Consider the following 22,133-nt stretch of genomic DNA (forward strand, 5'->3'; position numbering starts at 1 on the left):
GAGGGTGGAGTCGCCGTCGACTCCGCCCTCGCATCTTGGACAAAAGGCAGCACCACCCATGGAAAGACTCCTCGGCAACCCGCGTGCCGTACTCGTGCTTCTCGGCCCCGCACTGCTCGTGTACTCGCTGGTCATGCTCATCCCGATTGTGTGGTCGCTCGTCTACACCGTGTACGAGGGCAACGCGGTGAGCGGCTTCGAGTTCGTCGGCATCGACAACTTCGTGCGCTTCTTCAACGACCCCACCGCCCTCGAGGCCGTCGGGTTCACCATCCGGTACGCACTCATCCTCACCGTGCTCCAGGTCGTGGTCGGCTACGCCCTCGCGCTGCTCTACGTCTTCTACCTGAAGAAGGCTTCCTCACTGGTTCGCACCCTCGTCTTCTTCCCCGTCATCCTTCCGACCGTCGCCGTGGCGCTCCTGTTCCGCCGATTCTTCGAGGCGGCTCCGACCGAGGGGCCGATCAACTCCATCATGGAGTTCGTGGGCCTCAGCACCTTCGACTGGTTCGGCCAACCGGATGCTTCGTTCTGGGTCATCATCATGATGGATCTCTGGCGCTCGATGGGGTTCTATGCGGTTCTGCTCTATGCCGGAGTCGTCGAGATCCCCGAGGACATCATCGAGTCGGCCCGAATCGACGGCGCTGCCGGCTGGCGTCTTGTACGCCACATCATCCTGCCGCTGTCGCTTCCTGTTCTGCTGTCGGCAACGATCTTCAGCATCAACGGCACTCTCAAGGTCTTCGATTCGGTCGTGGCCCTGACGAACGGTGGCCCGGGCACGTCCACGACGCCACTGACCGTGTACATGTTCCAGACCTCCTTCAGTTTCGGCCAGTACGGCTACGGCAGCACGGTCGCCCTGATGCTCACGGTGATGTGCCTGCTGGTGACGATCTTCATCTTCCGCGCGTCGCGCCGTGACCTCACGAGGAACGAAAAATGACCACTCTCGCCGTCACTCCATTTCACCGCCGGTTCCGCACCTTTGTGCGCCGCCTTCCTGTGTACATCGGCGTCGCCATTTTGCTCATCATCGTGGCGTATCCGTTGGTCTGGCTGCTGCTCGGGTCGTTCAAGCAGCAGGACGAGTTCCTCAGCGAACCCTTCTGGTCGCTGCCCCGCAGCTGGAGCTTCGACAACTACGTCGAAGCGTTCGTGGGAGGCGGCCTCGGCAAGTACATCCTCAACAGCGTCATCGCTGTCTTTCCCTCGATGTTCCTCATCCTGCTCCTCGGCACTGCCGCAGGTTTCGCACTCGAGGTCATGGTCTGGAAGGGCAGGGGCGCCGTTCTTCTCGTCTTCCTCGCCGGCGTGATGATCCCGCTGCAGATGATCCTGCTGCCGCTCTTCACCATCTACTTCAACCTGCACCTCACTGGGACTCTCTGGCCGCTGATCATCACCTACACCGCGACGGGCCTGCCCCTGACGGTGTTCATGATGGCCACCTTCTTCAGGGCGGTGCCGCGCGAGATCTTCGAGGCCGCCACCCTCGACGGCGCGAACATCTACCGCATCTTCTGGTCGGTCGGGATACCGCTCGTGCGCAATGCCCTCTTCACGGTCGCCCTGGTGCAGTTCTTCTTCATCTGGAACGACCTGTTGATAGCGCTGACCTTCACCAACAGCCAGGACCTGCGCACGATTCAAGCAGGCCTGCTTAACTTCACCGGCCAGTATGGCGCGGTCGACTACGGCCCCATGTTCGCCGGCATTGCCGTGAACGTCGTCGGAACCCTCGTGCTCTACCTCTTCCTCAACCAGAAGGTCATGAAGGGCCTGACGGCTGGATCGGTGAAGGGATGAGCGCCCGAGTGACACGGCTGCGCGCGGAGCACCGCCGAGAGGCCACGGGCCTCGGAACGGCCACGCCGCGGCTGTCGTGGTGGGTGGACTCCGCGTCGGAAAGCTCTCTGCTCTGGACGGAGTTCGAGAAAAGCACTCTCGACGGTCTCGTGCATACGGTGCGCGTGGGAGGGTCGGAACAGGTTCTCGTCGACTGGCCGTTCGCGCCCCTTGCCTCGCGGGAGATCGTCGACGTTCGAGCGCGCGTGGGCCTGCATGACGGCACGGTCGGGGACTGGAGCGACTCGCTCCGCCTCGAGACGGGACTCCTGCGCCGTGAGGACTGGACGGTCCCACTCGTCGTGCCCTCGACATCCGCACCCCGCACGGGGCCGCGGCCGGCGTGGATGCTGCGGGCCGAATTCGAGGTCGAGGTCGCGCCCATGCGCGCCCGGCTCTACATGACAGCCCAGGGCATCTATCGTTCGGAGATCAACGGCGCCCGCGTCGGCGACGACGAACTGGCACCGGGCTGGACGAGCTACGACCACCGCCTTCGGGCACAGGCCTACGACGTGACCGCGCTGCTGCAGACCGGTGCGAACGCCATCGGCATCGAGCTCGCCGACGGCTGGTTCCGCGGAAACATCGGCTTCGACGGCGGTGTCTGGGATCTGTACGGTCCGCACATCGGTGTGGTCGCCCAGCTCGAACTGGCCGGCAGCGACGGCGTCCACCGTCTCGTCGACCTGTCCGACTCGTGGCGGGTATCCGCAGGCCCGACCACGGCTGCGGGCCTCTACGAGGGCGAAGAGTACGACGCCCGGCGCCTCGACCCCGATTGGTCGCGTGCCGGAGGCGACGACTCGAGCTGGGCGCGCCCGGAGCTGCGTGGGCTCGCAACGGTGACGGCCCGCATCGAACACGCTGTCGCCGAACCCGTTCGGCAGGTCGAGGAGCTGCTTCCCGTATCGATCGAGTACAGGCGGAACGGGCGGATCCGCCTCGACTTCGGTCAGAACGTCTCGGGCAGGCTGTCTGTCCGTGCGGAGGCCGAAGCCGGCCACACCCTCCGTCTGCACCACGCAGAGGCCCTCGAGGATGACGAACTCGCGGTGCGGCCGCTCCGTCGTGCGACGAGCGTCGACAGCTACGTCTTCGGCGGTACGGGCGAAGAGTCCTGGCAGCCCCGGTTCACGATCCACGGCTTCCGTTATGCGGAGCTCGAGGGGTGGCCAGAGGGGACGGTGGCGCCGGGGGCGGTCCGGGCGGTCGTCGTGCACACCGACATGGAACGCACCGGCTGGTTCACCGTCGACGACCCGATGCTGCAGAAGCTGCACGACAACACCGTCTGGAGCATGCGCGACAACTTCGTCGACCTGCCCACCGACTGCCCGCAACGCGACGAGCGCATGGGCTGGACCGGCGACATCCAGGTCTTCGCGCCGGCCGCGTCGTACCTCTACCGCAGCGCGGGCGTGCTCGACACCTGGCTTCGCGACGTGGGCGATGAGCAGCATGCCGACGGCGCCGTGCCCAACTTCGTGCCATGGGTTCCCTGCGGATTCCCCGAGGCCTCATCGGCCGTCTGGGGAGATGCCGCTGCGATCGTGCCGTGGACCATGTGGGAGCAACTGGGCGACCGAGGGATCCTCGCGCAGCAGTTCGCGAGCATGCAGGGCTGGGTCGACCACCTCGCGGCGCGCGCAGACGACGACGGAGCGATCCGCACGGGCTTCGCGCTCGGCGACTGGCTCGACCCGATCGCGCCGCCGGAGGACCCCGGAGCCGCCCGAACCGACCGGTATCTCGTCACCACCGCGTACCTCGTGCGCTCCGCCCGCATCGTGGCCGATGTTGCAGGGATGCTCGGTGATGTGACGACGCAGGCCCGGTACGCGGGTCTCGCCGACCGTACGCTCGGCGCTTTCCGCCAGGAGTGGATCCTGTCGTCAGGCCGGATGGTGGGCGAGTCGCCCACGTCGCTCGCCCTGGCGCTGGACTTCGACCTTTTCGAGAACGCCGCCCAGCGCTCGGACGCCGGTGCCCGGCTCGCGGAACTCGTGGCCGAGGGCGACTTCCGAATACCGACGGGCTTCGTCGGCACCCCGATCATCTGCGGGGCGCTTGCCGACACGGGCCATGTCGAGTCCGCGTATGCGCTTCTGCAGCAGACGGAATGTCCGTCGTGGCTGTACCCGATCACCATGGGCGCGACGACGATCTGGGAACGCTGGGACAGCATGCTCCCCGACGGCAGGGTCAATCCGGGCGATATGACGTCGTTCAATCACTACGCGCTGGGTGCCGTGGTCGACTTCATGCACCGGACAGTGGCCGGGTTGGCGCCCATCGAGCCCGGGTACCGACGTATCCGCATCGCACCCAGGCCGGGAGGCACCGTGCGCGCGGCCTCGACCCGCTTCGACAGCCCGTACGGCCCGATCGACGTGTCCTGGCGACTCGACGGGGAGCGCTTCGAGCTCACCGCCCGAGTTCCCTTCGGCGTGACCGCCGAAGTCGAATTGCCCGGCCGAGCCGACCGCCTGATCGTCGGCGCCGGTGCGCACGAGTTGCATTCAGACATCCGTACCCTCGAACTCAGAAAGACGACATGACCGACCAGCAGAACCTCATCTACCCCGGCCGAGTGTGGAACGACACCGACGGCAACCGCATCCAGGCGCACGGCGGATCGATCATCGCCGTCGACGGCACCTACTACTGGTACGGCGAGAACAAAGAGAAGTCCACACCCGGCAGCGGCATCTGGCACTGGGGAGTGCGCTGCTACTCGTCGACAGACCTGGTCAACTGGACCGACCGGGGACTGATCATTCCGCCGGAGCCCGACGACGAGGAATCGCCGCTGTATCCGTCAGCAGGGATGGATCGCCCGCACATCATCTATAACCCGCACACCCGAAAATACGTCTGCTGGCTGAAGGTGATGAGCAAGGGTTCGATCCAACGGTCGACCGTGCTCGTCGCGGATGACGTACTCGGGCCCTACACGACCGTCACGAAGTGGTTGCGACCACTGGGCATGAGCGCCGGCGACTTCGACCTTGTCGTCGACCCGCACGACGGCAAGGCCTACTACTACTTCGAGCGCGTGCACTCGGAGCTGATCGTCGCCGATCTGACAGACGACTACACGAACGTGACCGGGTACTACTCCACACATTTTCCGCAGCCGCAGCCGCCGTATGTGCGCGAGGCGCCGGCCTACTTCGCCCGCGATCGCAAGCACTACCTGATCACCTCGGGCACGACGGGGTACTACCCGAACCCGTCGGAGTCGGCGGTCGCCGCCAGCTATCACGGGCCGTACACGGTGCTCGGCGACCCGCATCCGACGGATGCGTCGCGCACGTCGTTCCACTCTCAGCTCTCGTCGATCTTCAAGCATCCGGGGAAACGCGACCTGTACATCGCCCTGGGCGACCGGTGGCTGCCGGGCTACCTCGACGACGGTGCCCGCGCATTCCAGGAGTTCGAAGCGCACTTCGCCCCGGGTCGCGACAGCGACGAGCCCATGGAGGAGTTCGCCCATGTCGACACGTCGATCGCGGACTACGTGTGGCTGCCTCTTCGCTTCGACGGAGACACGCCCGTGATCGAGTGGCGCGACTCGTGGAGCCCCGACGACTACGAGGACGCCTAGCGCCCGATCGTGCTCTCGCGAGCCGTGAGGGTGGGATCGAGAGTGATGTGCTGATGCTCGTGCTCGGCGCTGTCGGCGAGTTCTTCGAGCAGCAGGCGCATGCCCGTCGATCCCATCTTCTGGCCGGGGAGATCCACGGTCGAGATGGGCACGATGCTGTCGTAGGCCGAGCGGTTGTCGTCGCAGGCGACGAGTGCGATGTCGTCGGGGAAGCGATACGACGATGACGAGGTGAGGGCCTGAACGATGCCCAGCGCCAGCAGATCGGCGGCCGCGACGATCCCGTCGGGGAGGGCATCCGCGTCGCGATGGGCAAGCAAGGCGCCGACCCGGCGTCCGTCGTGAACCTGCACCTCGTCGGTCGACATGTGTTCGAGGGTGGCCCCCTCGACGTCGGCCACCGCATCCTGAGCGCCCTGCAGGCGATCTGCCAGCGCACGTGATCGAGCTATCGGCCCGCCCGCGAAGACCAGCCTCCGCCGTCCGAGGCCGAGCAGGTGCTCCGCGGCGATGCGGCCGGCGGCCACGTTGTTCGTGCTGACCGCGCAGTGGGCGTGCGTCTGGCGGGCGGCATCGAGGATGACGAGGGGGCGTTGCCTGGCGATGTGGCCGTCCTCCGGAGGAATGACTCCGCCGAGGGGAGCGACGAGGATTCCCGAGACCTGCTCCTCGTCGAAGAAGGTGAGGTATGACCGCTGCTTCGCGATGTCGATATCGGAATTGCCGATCACCACGAACTTGCCGGCTTTCGATGCCGACTGCTCAGCGCCCCTCACCATGTCGGTGAAGTAGGAGTTGGCCAGGTCGGCGAGAACGACGCCTACGGTGTTGCTTACCCCGGCGGCGAGCTTGCTGGCGGCCCGGTTGCGCACGAAGCCGAGCTCGTCGATCGAGGCGAGGACGCGATCGCGAATGGACGGAGTCACCCCGTCGGGCCGGTTGAGCACATTCGAGACCGTGCCGATCGCGACCCCGGCATGGTGTGCGACGTCGAGCATCGTCACGGAGCCGTTCTTGCCACTGGCTGTCGGGACCGATGCCATGTTCACCACTGCTCTGCTCCTACTGCGCGAGGACTTTTCTCCACACTAGCGCCGGGGCCGCCGCGCCGATCGGAGTATCCGATGCGACGCGACGGCCCCGACGTGGTGCGGTGCTGCTAGTCGCGGACGGTGATCGCGTTGCGCGACCGCCGACGATGGACCGCTGCGAGCCCTGCCCCCATCAGCAGAAGCACGCCGGCCACCAGCCCGAACGTCGTCGCCGTGCTGTTTCCTGTGGCCGCGAGTGTGTCCGAACCGGATGCGCCGGGCTGGGCGCCCGCGGGGTCGGTGCCCTGCGTCTCGCCCGGGTCGACCGAGGTCGGCGCGACCGCCACTGTCACCGTCGAGGACAGTTGGTCATCGACCGCGGATCGCGCGGCGACGAGCGGAACCGCGCCGGTCGGCGTGGCCCAGCGGTCCGCCTCCGTGTCCCAGTACGACAGCACACGGTTGTCGAGTTCGACGGTGACCCGCTGGGATTCGCCCGGCTCGAGGTCGACCTTGGCGAATCCGGCCAGCGCTCGATCGACGGTGTCGACGGAGTCCGTCGGCAACGCTCCGGTGTAGAACTGCACAACGTCGGACCCCGAGCGGTCTCCCGTGTTCGTGACGGTCACCGACGCTGTCGCAGGAGTCGTCGCGATCGAGGCGGCCGTCGATGGGCCGTCGACGGGCGAGGCCGGGATCACCAGCGGCGTCGTCGAGAGATCGGAGTAGGCGAAGTCGGTGTACGACTCCCCGTAGCCGAACGGGAAGAGCGGTGTCTCGTCGTTCTGGTCGTACCACTTGTATCCGACGTAGATGCCTTCGTCGTAGGTGACGTCATTACTGTCGCGCACGAGTGTCGGGCCCTGATCGGTCGAAGCGGGGAAGGTCATCGGCAGGCGGCCCCCCGGGTCTGCATCGCCGTAGAGCACGTTGGCGATGCTGTCTCCCACTGCGGCTCCCTGGTACCAGGCCTGGGTCACGGCGGCCACGTCGCCGAGCCACGGCATGAGCACCGGTCCCGGTGTGTGCAGAACAACGATCGTTTTCGGGTTCACGGCGGACACCGCCTCGATGAGCGCGTTCTGGTCGCCGGGGAGCGAAAGCCCCACCCTGTCGACGGCTTCTCCCGTGAACTCGTTCGCGAACACGACCGCCACGTCGGAGTTGCGTGCAGCCTCGACGGCCGCGGGGATGAGACTGTCGGGCTGCCATCCGAGTGTCAGACGGGGTCCGAAGAAACCGCCGCCCGTCGTCGAGTATTCGATCTCGATGTCAGCAGGAACTCCGGCTTCGAGTTCGACGACTCCGCCCAGCGTGTACTCCTGGGGTGCGAAGAAGAAGTCCCAGATGAAGCGTGTGCCGTCGAAGACGGTCTCGCCATTCACCGTGACCTTCGCACTGCCCGACAGCAGCGACGACAGGCGGAGGATCCCGGTCGAAGTGGGGGTGATCGTGCCCGAGAAGCGGGCAGACCACGTCGACGGCAGGCCCTGCACCGGGGCGCCCGAGAAGTCGACGTTCGACACGGTGCCCGTCGAGATCGCCGGGCCGGAGAGGTCGCCAGTGCCGAAGTATTCGGCATCGAGGCCTGTTCCGAATGCGCTCGCAGGAGCCGTGGGCAGTGCGACGTCGCCAAGCGATCCCTGCGAGATCGTGGTCTCGCCGGCCTTGGCGGTGATCGCCTCGGCAGGGGTCACGAAGTCGCCCGGGTTCACGTACGACGACCCCTCGATCCCGGTGATCGCATCCGCGCCGGCCGGGCCGATGACGGCCACTGACGGTTCGGTGCTCAGGGGCAGAACGCCTGAGTTCTTGAGCAGGACGGTCGCCTCCTCGCCGGTCTCGACAGCGGTCGCCAAGTGCTCGTCGTTCGTCACGACGTCGGCTGCCGCGGCAGGCAGGGGCGCATCGAATGCGCCGGAGTCGAAGAGTGCCAGCAGGATCCGGTAGGCAGCGTCGTCGACGCGCTCGGCCGAGATGCGGCCGTCGGTGAACGGGGTGCGGTCTGTCTTGGCGAACAGCGATTGCGAGTCGACGCCCGCGTTGATGCCCGAGATCCACTCGGATCGGGGGTCGAAGTCGGTGGCGACATAACCGTCGAGCCCGAGATCGGTCTTCAGTGCAGAGAGCATGTCCGGGTTCTCGCAGGCGTACGTTCCGTTGACGCGCGGATATGCGCACATCACGGAGTCGGCTCCTCCATCGACCACTGCGGTCTCGAACGGCGGGTAGTAGAGCTCGCGGAGCGCGCGCTCCGGCACTGTGACGCCGAGGGTCTCGCGCGGCCCGCTCTCCTGGGCATAGGCGGCGAAGTGCTTCAGCATCGTGATGACACCTTCGCTCTCGACGCCCGCCGACACGGCGGCGCCCATCCGGCCGTTGACGAGCGTGTCCTCGCCGTAGCCCTCCGCGGCGCGTCCTGACAGGCCGTTGCGATCGATGTCGACGGTGGGGCCGAGCACGACGTTCCAGCGTTTGTCGTGGGCTTCCGCGCCGATAACCGCCCCGTACTCGGATGCGAGCTCGGTGTCGAACGTGGCTCCGAGGGCGTTCGGGGCCGGGAAAGCCGTGACGCCCGTGCCTCCCCGGAGCCCGCCCGAGGCATCCACTCGCCTCATCTCGGGGATGCCGAGGTAGGCCAGGGGCGCGAAGTCGGCGTCGTTCGTGGCGAGGATCAACGTCACCTTTTCGTCGGCCGTCATGGCCGACAAGAGGGATTGCGCGCGCCACTCCGGCGCCTGCGACGCATCCCGCCAGGGCTGGTCAGGGGCCAGGGCCGCTCCTGTCAGCGCCGAAACGGCGATCAGCGCCGCCCCTGCCCCTGCCGCGATCCTCGAGATTCTCGTTCTCTGTGTCATTCAGTTCCTCCTTGAGCTGCAATGAAGCGCTTCATGAAGCGCTTCATCACCCAATCACACTGAGCGCCGCGGGGCAAGAGCGAAATGACTCCGGAGGGAGCGCGGGGGTGATGCGGTGACGCGGGTCACAGGTGATCAGCACCGAGCGGCGAAGGCGGTGCGGCGACCATAGAGAGTGAGCGCGAGCGCGAATACGCCGAGCACGGTCATGGCGGCCGGGAGAATCAGGCCGTCACCGACCGTCAACAGCAGGGCTCCCAGGATGCCTGCACCGAAGATGGCGAGGTTGAATGCCACGGGCAGGAACGAGTTGGCGATGTCGGCGTTGTCGCCGCCCGCGTGGGTCAAGGCGTTCTGCAGCTGCGGCGCGGTGCCACCGAAGCTGATGCCCCAGAGCACCGCTGCGACGAGGATCGCGGGCGTGGAGGCGTGTCCGACGAGCAGTACGACGCCGGCGGCGGCGAACGTCGCGGCCGAGAGGTGCAGCAGCGCGCGGGGGTGGCGGTCGAGGAAGACACCCACGAGCGCGACTCCGCCGAGAGAGGCGACGCCGTAGACGAGCAGCATCAGGTCGGGCGTGATGCCTGTGCCCGTCGCCCGCAGATACGGGGCGACGTAGGTGTAGATCGTGCTGTGGGCGAGCATCCACACCACGATCACGATCAGCACGATCGGCACGCCGCGCAGTGTGATGACCCTGCGGAGCGGCAACCGTGTGGCGGCGGGCAGCCCTGGAGCATCCGGCACGCAACCGAGAATGATGACGCCCACGACCAGGCCCAGCAGGCTGAGGCCGGCGAACGACCAGCGCCAGTCGGTGAGGCCCCCGATGAATGCGCCGAGGGGCGTTCCGAACGCGAATCCGAGCGGGGCGCCGATCGACATGATCGACAGGGCGAGCCCGGAGCGGGACGGAGGGCTGATGCGAATGGCGTATGCCGCGAGCATTCCCCAGATGATGCCCGAGAACGAGCCGGCCACGAAGCGGGATGCGAGGGAGAGAGCGACGTCGGGAGAGATCGCGGTAACGGCGTTCGCCACAATCAGCCCTGCGACGCTGAGCAGCAGCAGCGGCTTGCGGCGGAACCGCCGGGTGAGCGAGATGGCGGGAACGGTGACGATGACGGTTCCGAGCGCGTAGGCGCTGACGAACAGGCCCACGGTTCCCTCGCTGATGGCCATGCCCTTTGCAATGTCGGGGAGCAGGCCCGCCGGCATCGTCTCCATCGCGAGCAGGATGAAACCGATCAACGCGAGCGAGATCAGCGCCAGTAGGGGCAGTCGCTTCTCGGCGGATGCCTCGGTCACCGGGGTGCTCGCCGTGACGGCGCTCATTCGGCGCCGCCCGCGGTGACTGTGCCGACGAAGGCGGGTGAGTCCCGCACGGTGGCGACATCGTCGAAGGTACCGAGCGGGATGATGCCGTCGTAGTAGCCGACCGAACCGTAGTAGAGCACGATGGCCTGGTCAGGTGCGTAGTAGCCGATCGTGCCCGGCTTGGCGCTGCCGCCCGGGGGCATACCGTCGAGAGCGAGCGGCATCGGGATGCCCGCGATCTTCTCCTGCCCGCCGTAGTCGGCGAACGAGAGCTCGAGCGGCAGTTGCGCCAGCAGGGATGCCGATGCCGCGTTGTTCTGAAGCACCCCGGTGACGGGTGTGCCGTTCACAGTGATGGTGATGGTCGTTTGATTGGGCACGTCGGGCTCCGGGTTCTCGGTGGCAGCGGGCGCGGTCGTCGGCATGAGGGTCGAGGGTGGGGGTGAGGTCGGGCCTGCTTCGAAGGGAGTGTTCGATGGGGGCTGAGGATCGGAGGCGCATGCGGCAACGCCCATCACGGTCACGATGGCCAGCACGGCCGCGCGGAATTGTGATGTGGTCATGCCCGATCTCCTCTGTCTGCTGGTTCGGTGGGGTGTGTTCAGTCAACGCGCCCTCCGCGGAGGTAGCGAGGGTGCTGGCTAAACGGGTTGCGGCAGAACCTCCCTCCGGACTGGCCGAGACACCTAGCGTGGAGCCATGGACAACCGCAGTGAAGTACGCGAGTTTCTCGTCTCGCGCCGGGCGCGGATCAGCCCGGAACAGGCCGGCGTGGAACCGTCGGGAGGCAGAAGACGGGTTCCCGGGCTGCGCCGCGACGAGGTCGCTCGGCTTGCCGGACTGAGCGTCGACTACTACACCCGCGTCGAGCGCGGCAATCTGACGGGCGTCTCAGACAGTGTGCTCGATGCCGTGTCGCGCGCCCTCGATCTCGACCACGCCGAACGGGATCACCTGCACGATCTCGCCCGCACCGCGAACCTCGGCAGTCGTCCCCGCGCGCCGAAGCCACCGGCGCACAGCCTTCGACCGGCGACGCAGCATCTCCTCGATTCGATCACCGGCGCCCCGGCCTTCGTGGGCAACAACCGCATGGACCTGGTGGCGGCGAACGAGCTCGGCTTCGCCCTGTACTCGGAGATGTATCGCATAGGCGCCCGGCCGGCGAACCATTCCCGGTTCATCTTCCTCGATCCCCGGGCGCGCGATCTCTACCCCGATTGGAACAGAGCGGCGAATGTCAACGTGCAGATCCTTCGCCGCGATGCCGGTCGAAGCCCGTTCGACAAGGAGCTCAGCGACCTCGTCGGCGAACTCTCGGTGCGCAGCGAGGAGTTCAGGACTCTCTGGGGAGCACATGACGTACGTCGCCACTACTCGGGGGCCAAGCAGTTCCAGCACCCCGTCGTCGGCGCACTCGAGCTGACCTATCACGTCATGGAACTCGAGGACGATCCCGGACACACCCTCACGGTGTACACCGCCGCCCCCGGGAGCCCGTCCGAAGACGCGCTGCGCCTCCTCTCGACCTGGGCCGCGACCGAGCACATCGCCGACATCGCCCGCGATCCGAGGGCCCGTCAGCAGGTGCAGGAGGGGGTCGTCGCTACGGCAGAAAGTCGCCGATCACCCGGCTGATCAGCTCGGGCTGCTCGGCCAGCAGACCGTGGGATGCCCCGGGCACGATGCAGAGCCGGGCGCCGGGGATCGAGGCGGCCATGAGCAGGCTGTGGTCGGGCCTGATCGAGTCGCGGTCGCCGGCCACGATGAGCGTCGGCGCCGCGATACTCGCGAGTCGGGCGGGGTCGATGTTCGGCTCGGTAGTCCAGAGGCGAAACAGCTTCTCGAGCACGACGTCGGCGTGCTGCGGGCCGTCGGGGGAGAGCCGCTCGTAGTGCTGGCGCTCGAGGTCGGGCTTGGGCTGGTCCTCGGATGCGTGGGGCCCGGTCGTCGCCGCCGGCTCGGCCGATAGCAGCAACCGTTCGTGCTCGCCCGATCGATCGAACGCCGAGGGATCGAGGTTGCCGCTGATCGACACGACCGAGCGCACCCGCTCGGGATGCTCGAGTGCGAGCATCAGGGCGAGGATCGCGCCGTCGCTGTAGCCGATGGCATGAACACTCTCGAGTCCCCGTGCATCGAGGTAGGCGACCGTGTCGGCGAGCCCGCGCTCGTAGCTGTACTCCTCGTCGATGTCGGCGGACCGCCCGTGGCCAGGGCGCTCGAACGCGTGCACCTCGTAGCGAGGCACGAGCGCATCCGACTGGGCCCGCAGCGATTCGAGCGAGCAGAAGCCGCCATGCAAAAGCAGCACAGGCTCGCCCTCGCCATCCACTTCGCTGTACAGCTCGGTGCCGTTGATGGTCAGGTAGGTGGTCTGCCGCATCGAATCACAGTAGCTCTGTACGCTTCTCGGCATGATCCAGTTGCCCGCAGCACCCGCGTTGACCGTGCCATCGGCCGTCGTGAAGACCTCGTATCTCGTCGGCGAACAGGCGGACATGAAACACCGGGGATCGGACGCGCAGTGGTTGAGCGCCGCGAGCCTCGACTTCGATGCCTTCGTGGCCGAGAGAACGGGCGTGCGCGAGCGCTGGGGTGTTCCCTCCGAACTCTTCTGGTTCACCTCGGGCGAGTACTACATCGGCTCGCTCGTCATCAGGCACGAACTCACCGACGACGAGGGTGGCGGCCACATCGGCTATCACGTCGTGTACCCATGGCAGAACCAGGGTCACGCCACCCGGATGCTCGGGGACGCGTTGGTGAGATGCGCCGCGTTGGGCATCGACCGGGCGCTGTTGACCGTCGCGCCCGACAACGCCGCCTCGATCGCTGTCGTGCGGCGCAATGGAGGCGTCGAGGAAGGCGGCCTGAACAGCGAGGGCGAACTGCAGTTCTGGATCGACACGTCGGTGGCCTGATCTCGGTGTGCCCTGTTCCTCTAGGCTTTCTGAACCGGGGGGTGGCACGTCGAGCAACTCTCGCTGTCTGAGAGGGCTCCGATGCACGAGCACAACACCCCGTCGCCATGGAAGAGCTTCTGGGAACGGGGCGGGTGGTGGAAAGCCCTCATCCTCGTGCTCGTCTATTACGGCGTGTACCAGCTGGGTGGGCTGCTGCTCAACCTCGTCTTCCGCGGTGCAGCCATCGAGGCGGACAGTGCGCTGGGCATCTTCGTCAACGTCGGTCTGCCTATCCTGCTCGGCAGCATCCTGCTCGTGATTCTCGCGTGGTCGGTCGGATGGCTGAAGGAGCTCTTCGGTCGCCAGGCCATCCGCGGTCGCGGCTGGATGTGGGTCGCGGTCGCGGTCGTGCTGCTCACGAACATCTTCCGATTCATTGCCCTCGACTATGAGAAGACGGGCGCGGCGCTCCTTTTCTCGTGGCTGATGACGGGCCTGTTCATCGGGTTCGCTGAGGAAGTGCTCACCCGTGGATTCGTCGTGCAGCTCATGCGCAAGGCGGGGCATCCTGAAATCGCCGTCGCGCTGGTGTCGGCCGCGCTGTTCGCGATGCTGCACGCGGGCAACCTCTTCGACGGGCAGGGCGCGCTCGCGACGATCGTGCAGGTGGGCTACACCTTCTTGTTCGGCCTGCTGATGTATCTGGCCTACCGGGTAACCGGCCGCCTGATCGTGCCGATTCTGCTGCACGCCAGCACCGACCCGAGCATCTTCCTGTTCTCGACCAATCCGTCGGCCGCGAGCCCGCTCGCTCCGCTGGCGGGCCCGGGCAACATCATCGTGATCTTCTTCGGTCTCATCCTGCTGATCGTGCTCATCTTCAGCGGTGGCAGAGACAGGGCATCTGCTCGCGCGGGGCTGTCGGGAGGCGCCGCCCGTGCCTGATCCGCAACGGGGTCAGTCGTCGTGGTCGTGGTCGTCTTCGTCGTCGAGCAGCATTCCCACCGACGTCGCGCAGGTGTCTCCGCGCCACGCCTCGATGCCCTCGCGCACAGCGAAGCCCGCGATGACCAGGCCTGCGATCGCATCCGCCCACCACCAGCCGAGCAGGCTGTTCAGCACGAGGCCGACGAGCACGGCGGCCGACAGGTAGGTGCAGATCAGGGTCTGCTTGGAGTCGGCGACGGCGGTGGCCGACCCCAGTTCGCGGCCGGCGCGGCGCTCGGCCAACGACAGGAACGGCATGATCACGACGCTGAGCGCGGTGATGACGATGCCGAGGGTGGAATGCCGCACCTGCTCCTGGCTCGCCAGCGCGAAGACGGAGGACACCGTGACGTACGCGGCGAGAGCGAAGAACGCCACCGCGATGACCCTCAAGGTTCCCTTCTCCCAGCGCTCCGGATCGCGCCTCGTGAACTGCCAGGCGACCGCAGCCGCGGAGAGAACCTCGATCACCGAGTCGAGCCCGAATCCGATGAGCGCGGCCGACGACGCGATGGAGCCGGCGGTGATAGCGACGACGGCCTCGACCACGTTGTAGGCGATCGTCGCTCCGACGATCAACCGGATGCGGCGCTGGAGCTGCTGTCGTCTCTCGGGGGCGGGAGCCTGCGTCGCGGTCATGCGCACGAGCATCCGTCGCCGTCGCAGCAGTCGGGCTCGACGCGGAGCGTCACCCGCAGCAGCTCGTCGAGAGCGGCCGCGAGGTGCTCGTCGGCGAGTCGGTAGCCGGTGCGACGGCCCTCGGGCATCGCCTCGATGAGGCCGCATCCGCGCAGGCAGGCGAGCTGGTTCGACATGACCTGCCGTGACACCCCCAGGTCGTCGGCGAGATCGGACGGGTAGGCGGGCGCCTCGCGCAGCGCGAGCAGAACGCCGGCCCGCGTCGGATCGCCGAGGGCGTGGCCCAGGCGGGAGAGCGCGGCGGTGTGCGACAGCGTTGCGGTTGCGGCGGGCATGCCTCGACAGTACAGCAAAGCGTGTACTAAAGGGAGATGCGGTCCGCCCTCCTATCCGCTGTGCGCTCGGGGTGCTCGAGTGTTGCCGGCGGCGACGAACTATGCCGGGCGACCGGCAACATCCGTCGTCACCGGCAACGTTCGTGTGCCGACCTCAGTCGGTGCCGAGGAGCTGGGTCATCTGCTCGTAGAAGGCGGCCGGGTCGCCGGCGAGCGAGGCCTTGACCATGGCGGTCCAGTCGTCGACGATGACCTCGATCGAGCCGGCGGTGAGGCCGTCGAATGAAAGGCGGGGAACATCGCGCGGGTCGATCTTCGGGCCGTCGTATTCGGCCGCGATGTCGGTGTCTGCAGCGCCGAGCAGCACGCCTTGCACGAGGGTGCCCTGGGCGGCCAGTTCGAGACGTACGCCGTTGGTCATGTTCCATTCGGCCGCCTTGGCTGCGGAGTACCCGCCGCTGCCCAGTGCGGCGAACCATGACAGGGCTGAGAGTACGTTCACGATGGCGCCTCCGCCGCTACGTGCGAGAGTCGGAGCGAACTCCCGGATCACGTCGAGGGTGCCCCAGAAATGGGTGTCGAACTCGCGGTGGAGCTCGCTCAGCTCGCCGGTCACGAGGGATGCACCGGTCGAGATGCCGGCGTTGTTGACGAGGAGCGTGACGTCGTTCGCGGAGGCGGCCGCCTCGACCACCGACTGGTGATCGAGCAGGTCGAGCCGCAGGGGAACAACGCGGGCGTCATCGAAGTCGATAGTTTCGAGGCGCCGTGCGGTGGCGTAGACCTTCGCGGCCCCGCGGTCGAGCAGTTCGAGAACGAACTGGCGGCCGATGCCGCGGTTGGCTCCGGTGACGAAGGCGACCTGGTCGGTGATGTTCATGCTGTGCCGTGCTTTCTGCTGGTGGGCGTCTTGTCGCCGCGCGTTTGCGAGGCGACATCGGCTACGCTAAATGTTGACGTTGACGTCAAGGGCAAGTCACGAGGTGAATTCACCGTTCTGAGAGGTAGGGCATCATGCGAATAGGCGACGTCGCCCAACGAACGGGAGTCAGTACGCGGGCGCTCCGGTACTACGAGGAGCAGGGGCTGCTGGGGTCGGAGCGCACATCGACGGGTCAGCGCACCTACACGGAGTCGGCGGTCGAGCGGGTGCAGCTCATTCAGCAGTTCTTCACCGCCGGCGTGCCGAGCCGCACCATTCTCCAGCTGCTTCCGTGCGTTGACAGCGGTCACGCTTCTCCCGAGGTCTTCGAGATTCTCGAGGAGGAGCGCAGGCGAATCACAGACGCGATGGCCGACCTCGCCGCCGCGCGCGACGCCCTCGACCACATGATCGACATCACCCGCAACCCGACGCCGGAGCACTGCCCCTCGCTTCGGTGAGCGCGCGGCATCTGCCGAGGAACCGTTGCGACTTGCCACAGAACGCGCACAGATGCGTAGAAGAGCGCACTCTCTGGCAAGTCGCCGCCGCCGGCCCGCAGCGGTCTGTCAGAGAACGCGCATCCTGAGTCGGATCTGTGCATTCTGTGACAGCTCGACGAACAGCCTTCCCTGGGCTTGTCGACGGGCAGCCTGCTCGAGCGGTGCAGGATACTCTGGGAGCCGGACCAGCTGCACCGGCAGCACGAAGACGCCCCCAATCCAAGGAGACGCCCATGTCGGTCGGCCTGCTCGCCGTCGTCGATGACATTCTGACCGCCGCCCTCAAGGCGAGCGCGAAGACCGCTGGCGTCGTGATCGACGACGCCGCCGTCACGCCGCAGTACGTTCAGGGGCTCACGCCCGCGCGCGAACTGCCTGTCGTGTGGAAGATCGCGCTCGGAAGCCTCGTCAACAAGTTCGTCATCATCATTCCGATCGCGCTGCTGCTCAGCGCGTTCGCCCCATGGGTTCTGCCCTTCCTGCTGATCATCGGCGGCACCTACCTCTGCTTCGAGGGCGCGGAGAAGGTCACCGAGTGGTTCGGCGTGCACCACGCAGAGGACGACGGGGAGCAGAAGACCGAGGGAAAGCTCGTGTTCGGCGCGATCCGCACCGACCTCATCCTGAGCACGGAAATCATGCTCATCGCACTCGACAGCCTCGATCCGGACTTCGGAATCTGGCTCACGCTCGGCGCCCTCGTCGTGATCGGCCTCGGCATGACCCTGCTCGTCTACGGTGCGGTGGCCCTGCTGGTGAAGATCGACGATATCGGCCTGCGTCTGATGAAGAACCCGGCCCGAGGCATCCGTCGTACCGGTGCGCGCATCGTGCGGGCGATGCCCGCGGTGTTCCGTGTGATCAGCATCGTGGGAACGGTGGCGATGCTCTGGGTCGGTGGCCACCTGGTGATCACGAACCTCGCCGAGACATTCTGGCACGGCCCGTACGACCTGGTGCACGTGGTCACGCACGCCGTCGAGGCCGCGGGCCCCGTCGTGGTCTGGATCGCCGACACCGCGGTGTCGTTCGTGTTCGGGTTGGTGCTCGGAGTGATCATCGTCGGCATCGTCATGGGCCTGTCGCGACTCATGAAGCGCAACCGCTCTGCGGCAGTCTCGCACTGATTGCCGAATAGTGACCGCTTCGACTGCGATGCGCGTATGCTCGCGACCATGTCACAGACAACGGATGCGATCGGCGGCAAGGATGCTCCCGTCGCGTTGACAACGGCGCCCGGCTCCTCCGCCTATACGATCCATCGCGACGGAGAAACCCTCGTCTGCACGGTCGGCTCCACGATCCTCACATACCGCCTCAGTGCGGTGGACGACCTCCGCAGCTGGCTGCTCGAGCAGAACGACTGGGTCGCCCTGGGCGGCGCCGACGAGAACAAGCCTGCAGTGCCCGGCACCGTCGAGGCCTTCGGGCGAGACGAGTCGAATCCGGTCGGCGGCTGGTACGGGCTTCGAAAGGGATACCGCGGACGCTTCGGCGTGTACCTGCCACCCCTGCTCGAGCACCTCGATCTCGTCGAACTCGAGCACGGAGCCAGGAACAACCGGGTACGCGCGAGGTGACCACAGCGGGTCACGCCTGCCAGAGCGCCAGTCTCTCGGGGTTCATCGCGATCCAGACATCCGTCACCTGAGCGTCGCCCGACTCGTTGAGCCGAACGTGCAGGTTCAGGACACCCGTAACGACGCCTGCGGGGCCGAAGCCCAGGGCCATGCCGTCGCCCGTGATGCGCGCCGAGACCTCGGTGTCGGGCTGCTTCTCCATGATCCCGAGCAGGAACCGGGTCACATTCAGCGCCCCGCGCACGGGCTTGCGGGCAGCCGAGACAAGGCCGCCACCGTCGGATCGGAGTTCGACCGACGGGTCGAGCACCGCGGTGAGTGCGGAGATGTCTCCCCCGCGGGCGGCGGCCACGAACGCCTGCACCACCTCATCGTGCAGCGCGGTCGGTACGTCGCCCTCACGGCGTTCGCGCACGTGGCGCCGAGCCGACGTCGCCAACTGGCGGCACGCATCCGGCTTTCGATCGACGGCCTCGGCGATCTCGCCGAACGGCAGGCCGAACACGTCGTGCAGCACGAAGACCACCCGCTCGGCCGGAGTGAGCGATTCGAGCACGACCAGCAGGGCCGTGCTCACCGACTCGTCGAACTCGATGCGGTCGAGCGGGTCGACGAGCGACTCCTCGAGACCGCCGAACAGTTCGGTCGCACGCTCCTGAGGGACCGGGTCGGGCAGCCACTCGCTGACGTACTGCTCTCGGCGCGCGCGTGCACTGCCGAGCTCGTCGAGACAGATGCGGCTGGTCACCCGGGTGAACCAGGCGGCGGGCATCCGGATGCGCTGGCGCTCGTCATCGGCCAGCCTGTGCCAGCGAAGATAGGCCTCCTGCACGGCATCCTCGGCGTCGGCCATGGTGCCGAGCATGCGGAACGCCATGCCGAGCAGCCGCGGTCGTTCGGCCTGCAGCTCATCGGCCCCGGCGAGTGTCATGACAATCAGTATGCCGCGACCTCACATTCGGGCGGGCTGCATCGTCATAGAGGTGTGACCATGACAATTCGACGCACCATCCTCGCCGTCACCGCGGCCCTCGGCGTGATCGTCGGGGCCTGGGCGGCATTCTGGCCGACCTCGTTCTACGACGCTTTTCCTGGCTTCGGCCGCATCTGGATCGCCATCGACGGACCCTTCAACGAGCATCTGATCCGAGACGTCGGGGCGCTCTACCTCGCGCTCGCGGGCGCGAGCGTGGCGGCCATATTCTCGAGGGGACCGGATGCCGGCCGGGTGGTCGGAGTGGCCTGGACGGTCTTCGGCATCCCGCACCTGGGCTACCACCTGGCGCACCTCGACTCGCTCGAGCCGATCGATGTCGTGGGCAATGTCGTGTCGCTCGGAGGCAGCCTGGCGCTCGGAATCGTGCTGATGCTGCCCGAGTCGAAACGTGCTCGTTCAAGTGAGCCTGGAGAAAGGATCGGCGCATGAGAATCGCCATCGCCGGAGCCACGGGGACAGTAGGCGCCTATGTCGTGAGGGTCGCCCGCGCACGCGGCCATGACGTCGTCTCCCTCAGTCGTGCCGAGGGCGTCGATCTACTCGACGCCGCGGCCGTGGTCCGCGCGCTCGACGGGGCGGATGCCGTGATCGACGCCTCGGGCATCCAAACGACATCGGGCCGTGCGTCGAGGGCGTTTTTCGGAGCATCCACCACCAATCTCCTCAAGGCAGGCGTCGCCGCGGGTGTTGGGCATCTCGTGTCGCTGTCGATCGTGAACGTCGACCGCGCGCCATCCGGGTATTACGCCGGCAAAGCCCTGCAGGAGAGCCTCGTGACGCGCGGCCCCCTGCCCTACACGATCCTTCCCGCCACCCAGTTCCACGAGTTCGCCGCGCAGATCTACGACCGAGGTCGCATAGGCCCTGTGCATGCGGTGCCGATCATGCGCACTCGGCCGATCGCGGCCGTCGAGGTGGCCGAGCGGCTGGTCGAGCTGGCAGAGTCGGATGCCCAGGGTCGGGTGCGCGATCTCGCCGGCCCCCGAGAGGAGCGGCTCATCGATCTGGTGCGCTCGTTCGCCTCGGCGACGGGACGCCGCGGACCGATCGTGTCGGTTCCGCTGCCCGGCGCGATGGGGGCGGCGATGCGCAGCGGCGCACTCCTTCCCGCACCGGGCGCGCAGCTCGGCACGCTCACCTTCGCAGAGTGGCTTCGCGCTCGCGGCGACGGCTGAACGGCCTGCGGCGCACACGCTCTTCCCCTCACCTGTCGAAGCGAGCAGGATACGGAGAGGAGGTCGGAATGAGCGAGACAGACACGTTCGCATCTCGGCTGCAGCAGGAGCTGCGGCATCGAGTCAGGCTGATGCCGGGCCGAGATCCGCAGGAGCGAGACCGGTCTGCGACCCCGTTGGAGTTGCTCTACGACCTCACCTACGTGGTGGCCTTCGCGGCGGCATCCGATCAGCTCGCCGAGTATCTCGGCGAGGGAACGGTCTGGCCCGCTCTCGGCGCCTTCGCCTTCGCGGTCTGGGCAGTGAGCTGGGCGTGGTTGAACTACTCCTGGTTCGCGTCGGCGTACGGCAACGACGACCTGTTTCTCCGGCTGGCGACGATCGTGCAGATGATCGGTGTGATCGTGCTCATCTACGGGCTGCCCGTGAGCTTCGAAGCCGCAGCCCACGGCGAGAGCCCGAACAATATGCTGCTGGTCGTCGGATACGTCGTAATGCGGGTGCCCTTGATCGCCCTGTGGATACGGGCCTCGACTCAGGACCCGGAACACCGCCGGAACGCCCTGTCTTACGTTGCCATCATCTCCGTCGCCCAGCTCGGCTGGATCCTGACAGCGGTGCTGCCCCTGCCCGCGCCGGTGACTGTCGCCCTGATCGTGGGGATCGCCCTCGCAGAGATGGTGGCGCCGGTCGTAGCGACGCGCCGCTACGGGTTCTCGCCCTGGAACGCGGGGCACGTCGCAGAGCGGTTCGCGCTGCTGACGCTGATCACCATCGGCGAAGTCATCGCGGGGACGACCGCTGCGGTGGGCGCACTGACTCAGGAAGTCGGGTGGTCCCCCGAGGCTGTGCTGATCGTGTCGTCGGGTCTCCTCATCGCGGCGGCGGTCTGGTGGACATACTTCCTCGTTCCCTCTCGACTGGTGCTCGAGCAGCGCCCGGAGCGCACATTCGCCTGGCGTTACGCGCACCTCGCCCTGTTCGGATCCATCGCGGCCATCGGCGCGGGGTTGCACCTGACCACCATCGCGGTGGAGCACGGAGGGGTGTCTCTGCTGGGCATCGCTCTCGCACTCGCCGTGCCGCTGGCAACAACGATCTTTCTGATCTTCTTGATCTGGAGCGTCCTCATGCGCTCCTTCGACCTGACGCACCTGCCGCTGCTGCTGATCACGATGGCACCCCTCGCCGCGGCTGTCGTGGTGGGCGCTCTCTTCCACCCGCAGCAGGCCCTCGATCTCGAGGAGCCCGGCGCGATGACGATGCTCAGTGTGGTCGTCGGCCTCGTCGCGCTCGGCGCCGTGATCGAGGTCGTGGGGCACGAGATCGTCGGCTACGCGCACACGCTCGCTGCATGGCGTCGCCTACCCGCCGCGACAGAGCACACGGGCTGACGTGCGCCGTCGAGCGCTGTCGCTGTGG

General features: G+C 67.0%; 22 protein-coding genes. 13 read left to right on the forward strand and 9 right to left on the reverse strand.

Annotated elements, in window-relative coordinates; genetic code table 11:
• Nucleotides 1-58 precede the first annotated feature (58 nt).
• The 4 genes from ASF06_RS13705 to ASF06_RS13720 are packed head-to-tail and all read left to right on the forward strand — an operon-like array spanning nucleotide 59 to nucleotide 5,461.
• On the forward strand, nucleotides 59-949 hold the full coding sequence (locus ASF06_RS13705; protein ID WP_055933213.1) for a carbohydrate ABC transporter permease: 891 nt from the start codon (nucleotides 59-61) through the stop codon (nucleotides 947-949).
• The gene (locus ASF06_RS13710; RefSeq protein WP_055933216.1) at nucleotides 946-1,812 is read left to right on the forward strand and encodes a carbohydrate ABC transporter permease; all 867 of its coding nucleotides are present in this window, start codon (nucleotides 946-948) and stop codon (nucleotides 1,810-1,812) included. The genes ASF06_RS13705 and ASF06_RS13710 overlap by 4 nt, the downstream gene beginning before the upstream one ends.
• Nucleotides 1,809-4,412 carry a family 78 glycoside hydrolase catalytic domain gene (locus ASF06_RS13715; protein WP_055948168.1) on the forward strand — a complete coding sequence of 868 codons (2,604 nt, stop codon included), beginning with the start codon at nucleotides 1,809-1,811 and terminating at the stop codon, nucleotides 4,410-4,412. Before ASF06_RS13710 ends, ASF06_RS13715 begins: the two co-directional genes overlap by 4 nt.
• The gene (locus ASF06_RS13720; RefSeq protein ID WP_055948172.1) at nucleotides 4,409-5,461 is read left to right on the forward strand and encodes a family 43 glycosylhydrolase; all 1,053 of its coding nucleotides are present in this window, start codon (nucleotides 4,409-4,411) and stop codon (nucleotides 5,459-5,461) included. The genes ASF06_RS13715 and ASF06_RS13720 overlap by 4 nt, the downstream gene beginning before the upstream one ends.
• Here ASF06_RS13720 and ASF06_RS13725 read toward each other — a convergent pair.
• The 4 genes from ASF06_RS13725 to ASF06_RS13745 all read right to left on the reverse strand — a co-directional run bounded on the left by ASF06_RS13725 (nucleotide 5,458) and on the right by ASF06_RS13745 (nucleotide 11,230).
• Nucleotides 5,458-6,459, reverse strand: coding sequence for a LacI family DNA-binding transcriptional regulator (locus tag ASF06_RS13725; RefSeq protein ID WP_235501025.1), 1,002 nt, complete (start codon nucleotides 6,457-6,459; stop codon nucleotides 5,458-5,460). The two genes, ASF06_RS13720 and ASF06_RS13725, sit on opposite strands and share 4 nt — an antisense overlap.
• Before the next feature lie 161 nt (nucleotides 6,460-6,620).
• Nucleotides 6,621-9,350 (reverse strand): glycoside hydrolase family 3 protein, encoded by a 2,730-nt coding sequence (locus tag ASF06_RS13730; protein ID WP_082500958.1) that lies wholly within the window; start codon nucleotides 9,348-9,350, stop codon nucleotides 6,621-6,623.
• Between the two features lie 135 nt (nucleotides 9,351-9,485).
• Complete coding sequence (locus tag ASF06_RS13740; protein WP_235501014.1) at nucleotides 9,486-10,685, reverse strand: MFS transporter; 1,200 nt, start codon at nucleotides 10,683-10,685, stop codon at nucleotides 9,486-9,488.
• Nucleotides 10,682-11,230 (reverse strand): cyclophilin-like fold protein, encoded by a 549-nt coding sequence (locus tag ASF06_RS13745; RefSeq protein ID WP_055948178.1) that lies wholly within the window; start codon nucleotides 11,228-11,230, stop codon nucleotides 10,682-10,684. The genes ASF06_RS13740 and ASF06_RS13745 overlap by 4 nt, the downstream gene beginning before the upstream one ends.
• 136 nt (nucleotides 11,231-11,366) lie before the next feature.
• Between ASF06_RS13745 and ASF06_RS13750 the strand changes: the two genes are divergently transcribed.
• Nucleotides 11,367-12,305 (forward strand): helix-turn-helix transcriptional regulator, encoded by a 939-nt coding sequence (locus tag ASF06_RS13750; protein ID WP_055948182.1) that lies wholly within the window; start codon nucleotides 11,367-11,369, stop codon nucleotides 12,303-12,305.
• Here ASF06_RS13750 and ASF06_RS13755 read toward each other — a convergent pair.
• The gene (locus ASF06_RS13755) at nucleotides 12,274-13,053 is read right to left on the reverse strand and encodes an alpha/beta fold hydrolase (protein WP_055948186.1); all 780 of its coding nucleotides are present in this window, start codon (nucleotides 13,051-13,053) and stop codon (nucleotides 12,274-12,276) included. The genes ASF06_RS13750 and ASF06_RS13755 overlap by 32 nt on opposite strands.
• A 31-nt stretch (nucleotides 13,054-13,084) precedes the next feature.
• Here ASF06_RS13755 and ASF06_RS13760 point away from each other — a divergent pair, with 31 nt between their 5' ends.
• Nucleotides 13,085-13,591, forward strand: coding sequence for a GNAT family N-acetyltransferase (locus ASF06_RS13760; RefSeq protein WP_055948189.1), 507 nt, complete (start codon nucleotides 13,085-13,087; stop codon nucleotides 13,589-13,591).
• Between the two features lie 81 nt (nucleotides 13,592-13,672).
• The gene (locus ASF06_RS13765; RefSeq protein ID WP_055948192.1) at nucleotides 13,673-14,518 is read left to right on the forward strand and encodes a CPBP family intramembrane glutamic endopeptidase; all 846 of its coding nucleotides are present in this window, start codon (nucleotides 13,673-13,675) and stop codon (nucleotides 14,516-14,518) included.
• Nucleotides 14,519-14,530: 12 nt separating this feature from the next.
• Here ASF06_RS13765 and ASF06_RS13770 read toward each other — a convergent pair whose 3' ends face one another.
• The 3 genes from ASF06_RS13770 to ASF06_RS13780 form a co-directional block, all read right to left on the reverse strand.
• Nucleotides 14,531-15,199 carry a cation diffusion facilitator family transporter gene (locus ASF06_RS13770; RefSeq protein ID WP_055948542.1) on the reverse strand — a complete coding sequence of 223 codons (669 nt, stop codon included), beginning with the start codon at nucleotides 15,197-15,199 and terminating at the stop codon, nucleotides 14,531-14,533.
• Nucleotides 15,196-15,534: an ArsR/SmtB family transcription factor gene (locus ASF06_RS13775; RefSeq protein ID WP_055948196.1), complete on the reverse strand. Its 339-nt coding sequence runs from the start codon at nucleotides 15,532-15,534 to the stop codon at nucleotides 15,196-15,198. Before ASF06_RS13775 ends, ASF06_RS13770 begins: the two co-directional genes overlap by 4 nt.
• Before the next feature lie 154 nt (nucleotides 15,535-15,688).
• Nucleotides 15,689-16,414: an SDR family oxidoreductase gene (locus ASF06_RS13780; protein ID WP_055948199.1), complete on the reverse strand. Its 726-nt coding sequence runs from the start codon at nucleotides 16,412-16,414 to the stop codon at nucleotides 15,689-15,691.
• 134 nt (nucleotides 16,415-16,548) lie between these two features.
• On the opposite strand from ASF06_RS13780, the gene ASF06_RS13785 reads away from it, so the two are divergent.
• The 3 genes from ASF06_RS13785 (at nucleotide 16,549) to ASF06_RS13795 (ending at nucleotide 18,539) form a co-directional block, all read left to right on the forward strand.
• Nucleotides 16,549-16,917: a MerR family transcriptional regulator gene (locus tag ASF06_RS13785; protein ID WP_055948202.1), complete on the forward strand. Its 369-nt coding sequence runs from the start codon at nucleotides 16,549-16,551 to the stop codon at nucleotides 16,915-16,917.
• Nucleotides 16,918-17,192: 275 nt separating this feature from the next.
• On the forward strand, nucleotides 17,193-18,086 hold the full coding sequence (locus ASF06_RS13790) for a DUF808 domain-containing protein (protein ID WP_055948203.1): 894 nt from the start codon (nucleotides 17,193-17,195) through the stop codon (nucleotides 18,084-18,086).
• A 48-nt stretch (nucleotides 18,087-18,134) separates the two neighbouring features.
• Nucleotides 18,135-18,539, forward strand: coding sequence for a DUF6855 family protein (locus tag ASF06_RS13795; protein ID WP_055948546.1), 405 nt, complete (start codon nucleotides 18,135-18,137; stop codon nucleotides 18,537-18,539).
• A 10-nt stretch (nucleotides 18,540-18,549) separates the two neighbouring features.
• Here the strand turns inward: ASF06_RS13795 and sigJ are convergent, their stop codons facing one another.
• Entirely contained in the window at nucleotides 18,550-19,470 is a 921-nt protein-coding gene (gene sigJ / locus ASF06_RS13800) for an RNA polymerase sigma factor SigJ (protein WP_055948206.1), read from the reverse strand.
• Nucleotides 19,471-19,530: 60 nt separating this feature from the next.
• Here sigJ and ASF06_RS13805 point away from each other — a divergent pair, with 60 nt between their 5' ends.
• The 3 genes from ASF06_RS13805 (at nucleotide 19,531) to ASF06_RS13815 (ending at nucleotide 22,105) form a co-directional block, all read left to right on the forward strand.
• Nucleotides 19,531-19,965, forward strand: coding sequence for a hypothetical protein (locus ASF06_RS13805; protein ID WP_235501015.1), 435 nt, complete (start codon nucleotides 19,531-19,533; stop codon nucleotides 19,963-19,965).
• The gene (locus ASF06_RS13810) at nucleotides 19,962-20,711 is read left to right on the forward strand and encodes an SDR family oxidoreductase (protein ID WP_055948209.1); all 750 of its coding nucleotides are present in this window, start codon (nucleotides 19,962-19,964) and stop codon (nucleotides 20,709-20,711) included. The genes ASF06_RS13805 and ASF06_RS13810 overlap by 4 nt, the downstream gene beginning before the upstream one ends.
• A 68-nt stretch (nucleotides 20,712-20,779) precedes the next feature.
• Nucleotides 20,780-22,105 (forward strand): low temperature requirement protein A, encoded by a 1,326-nt coding sequence (locus tag ASF06_RS13815; protein ID WP_055948212.1) that lies wholly within the window; start codon nucleotides 20,780-20,782, stop codon nucleotides 22,103-22,105.
• Nucleotides 22,106-22,133 lie beyond the last annotated feature (28 nt).

Origin of the sequence: Agreia sp. Leaf244 (assembly GCF_001422695.1) — a bacterium.
GTDB lineage: Bacteria > Actinomycetota > Actinomycetes > Actinomycetales > Microbacteriaceae > Agreia.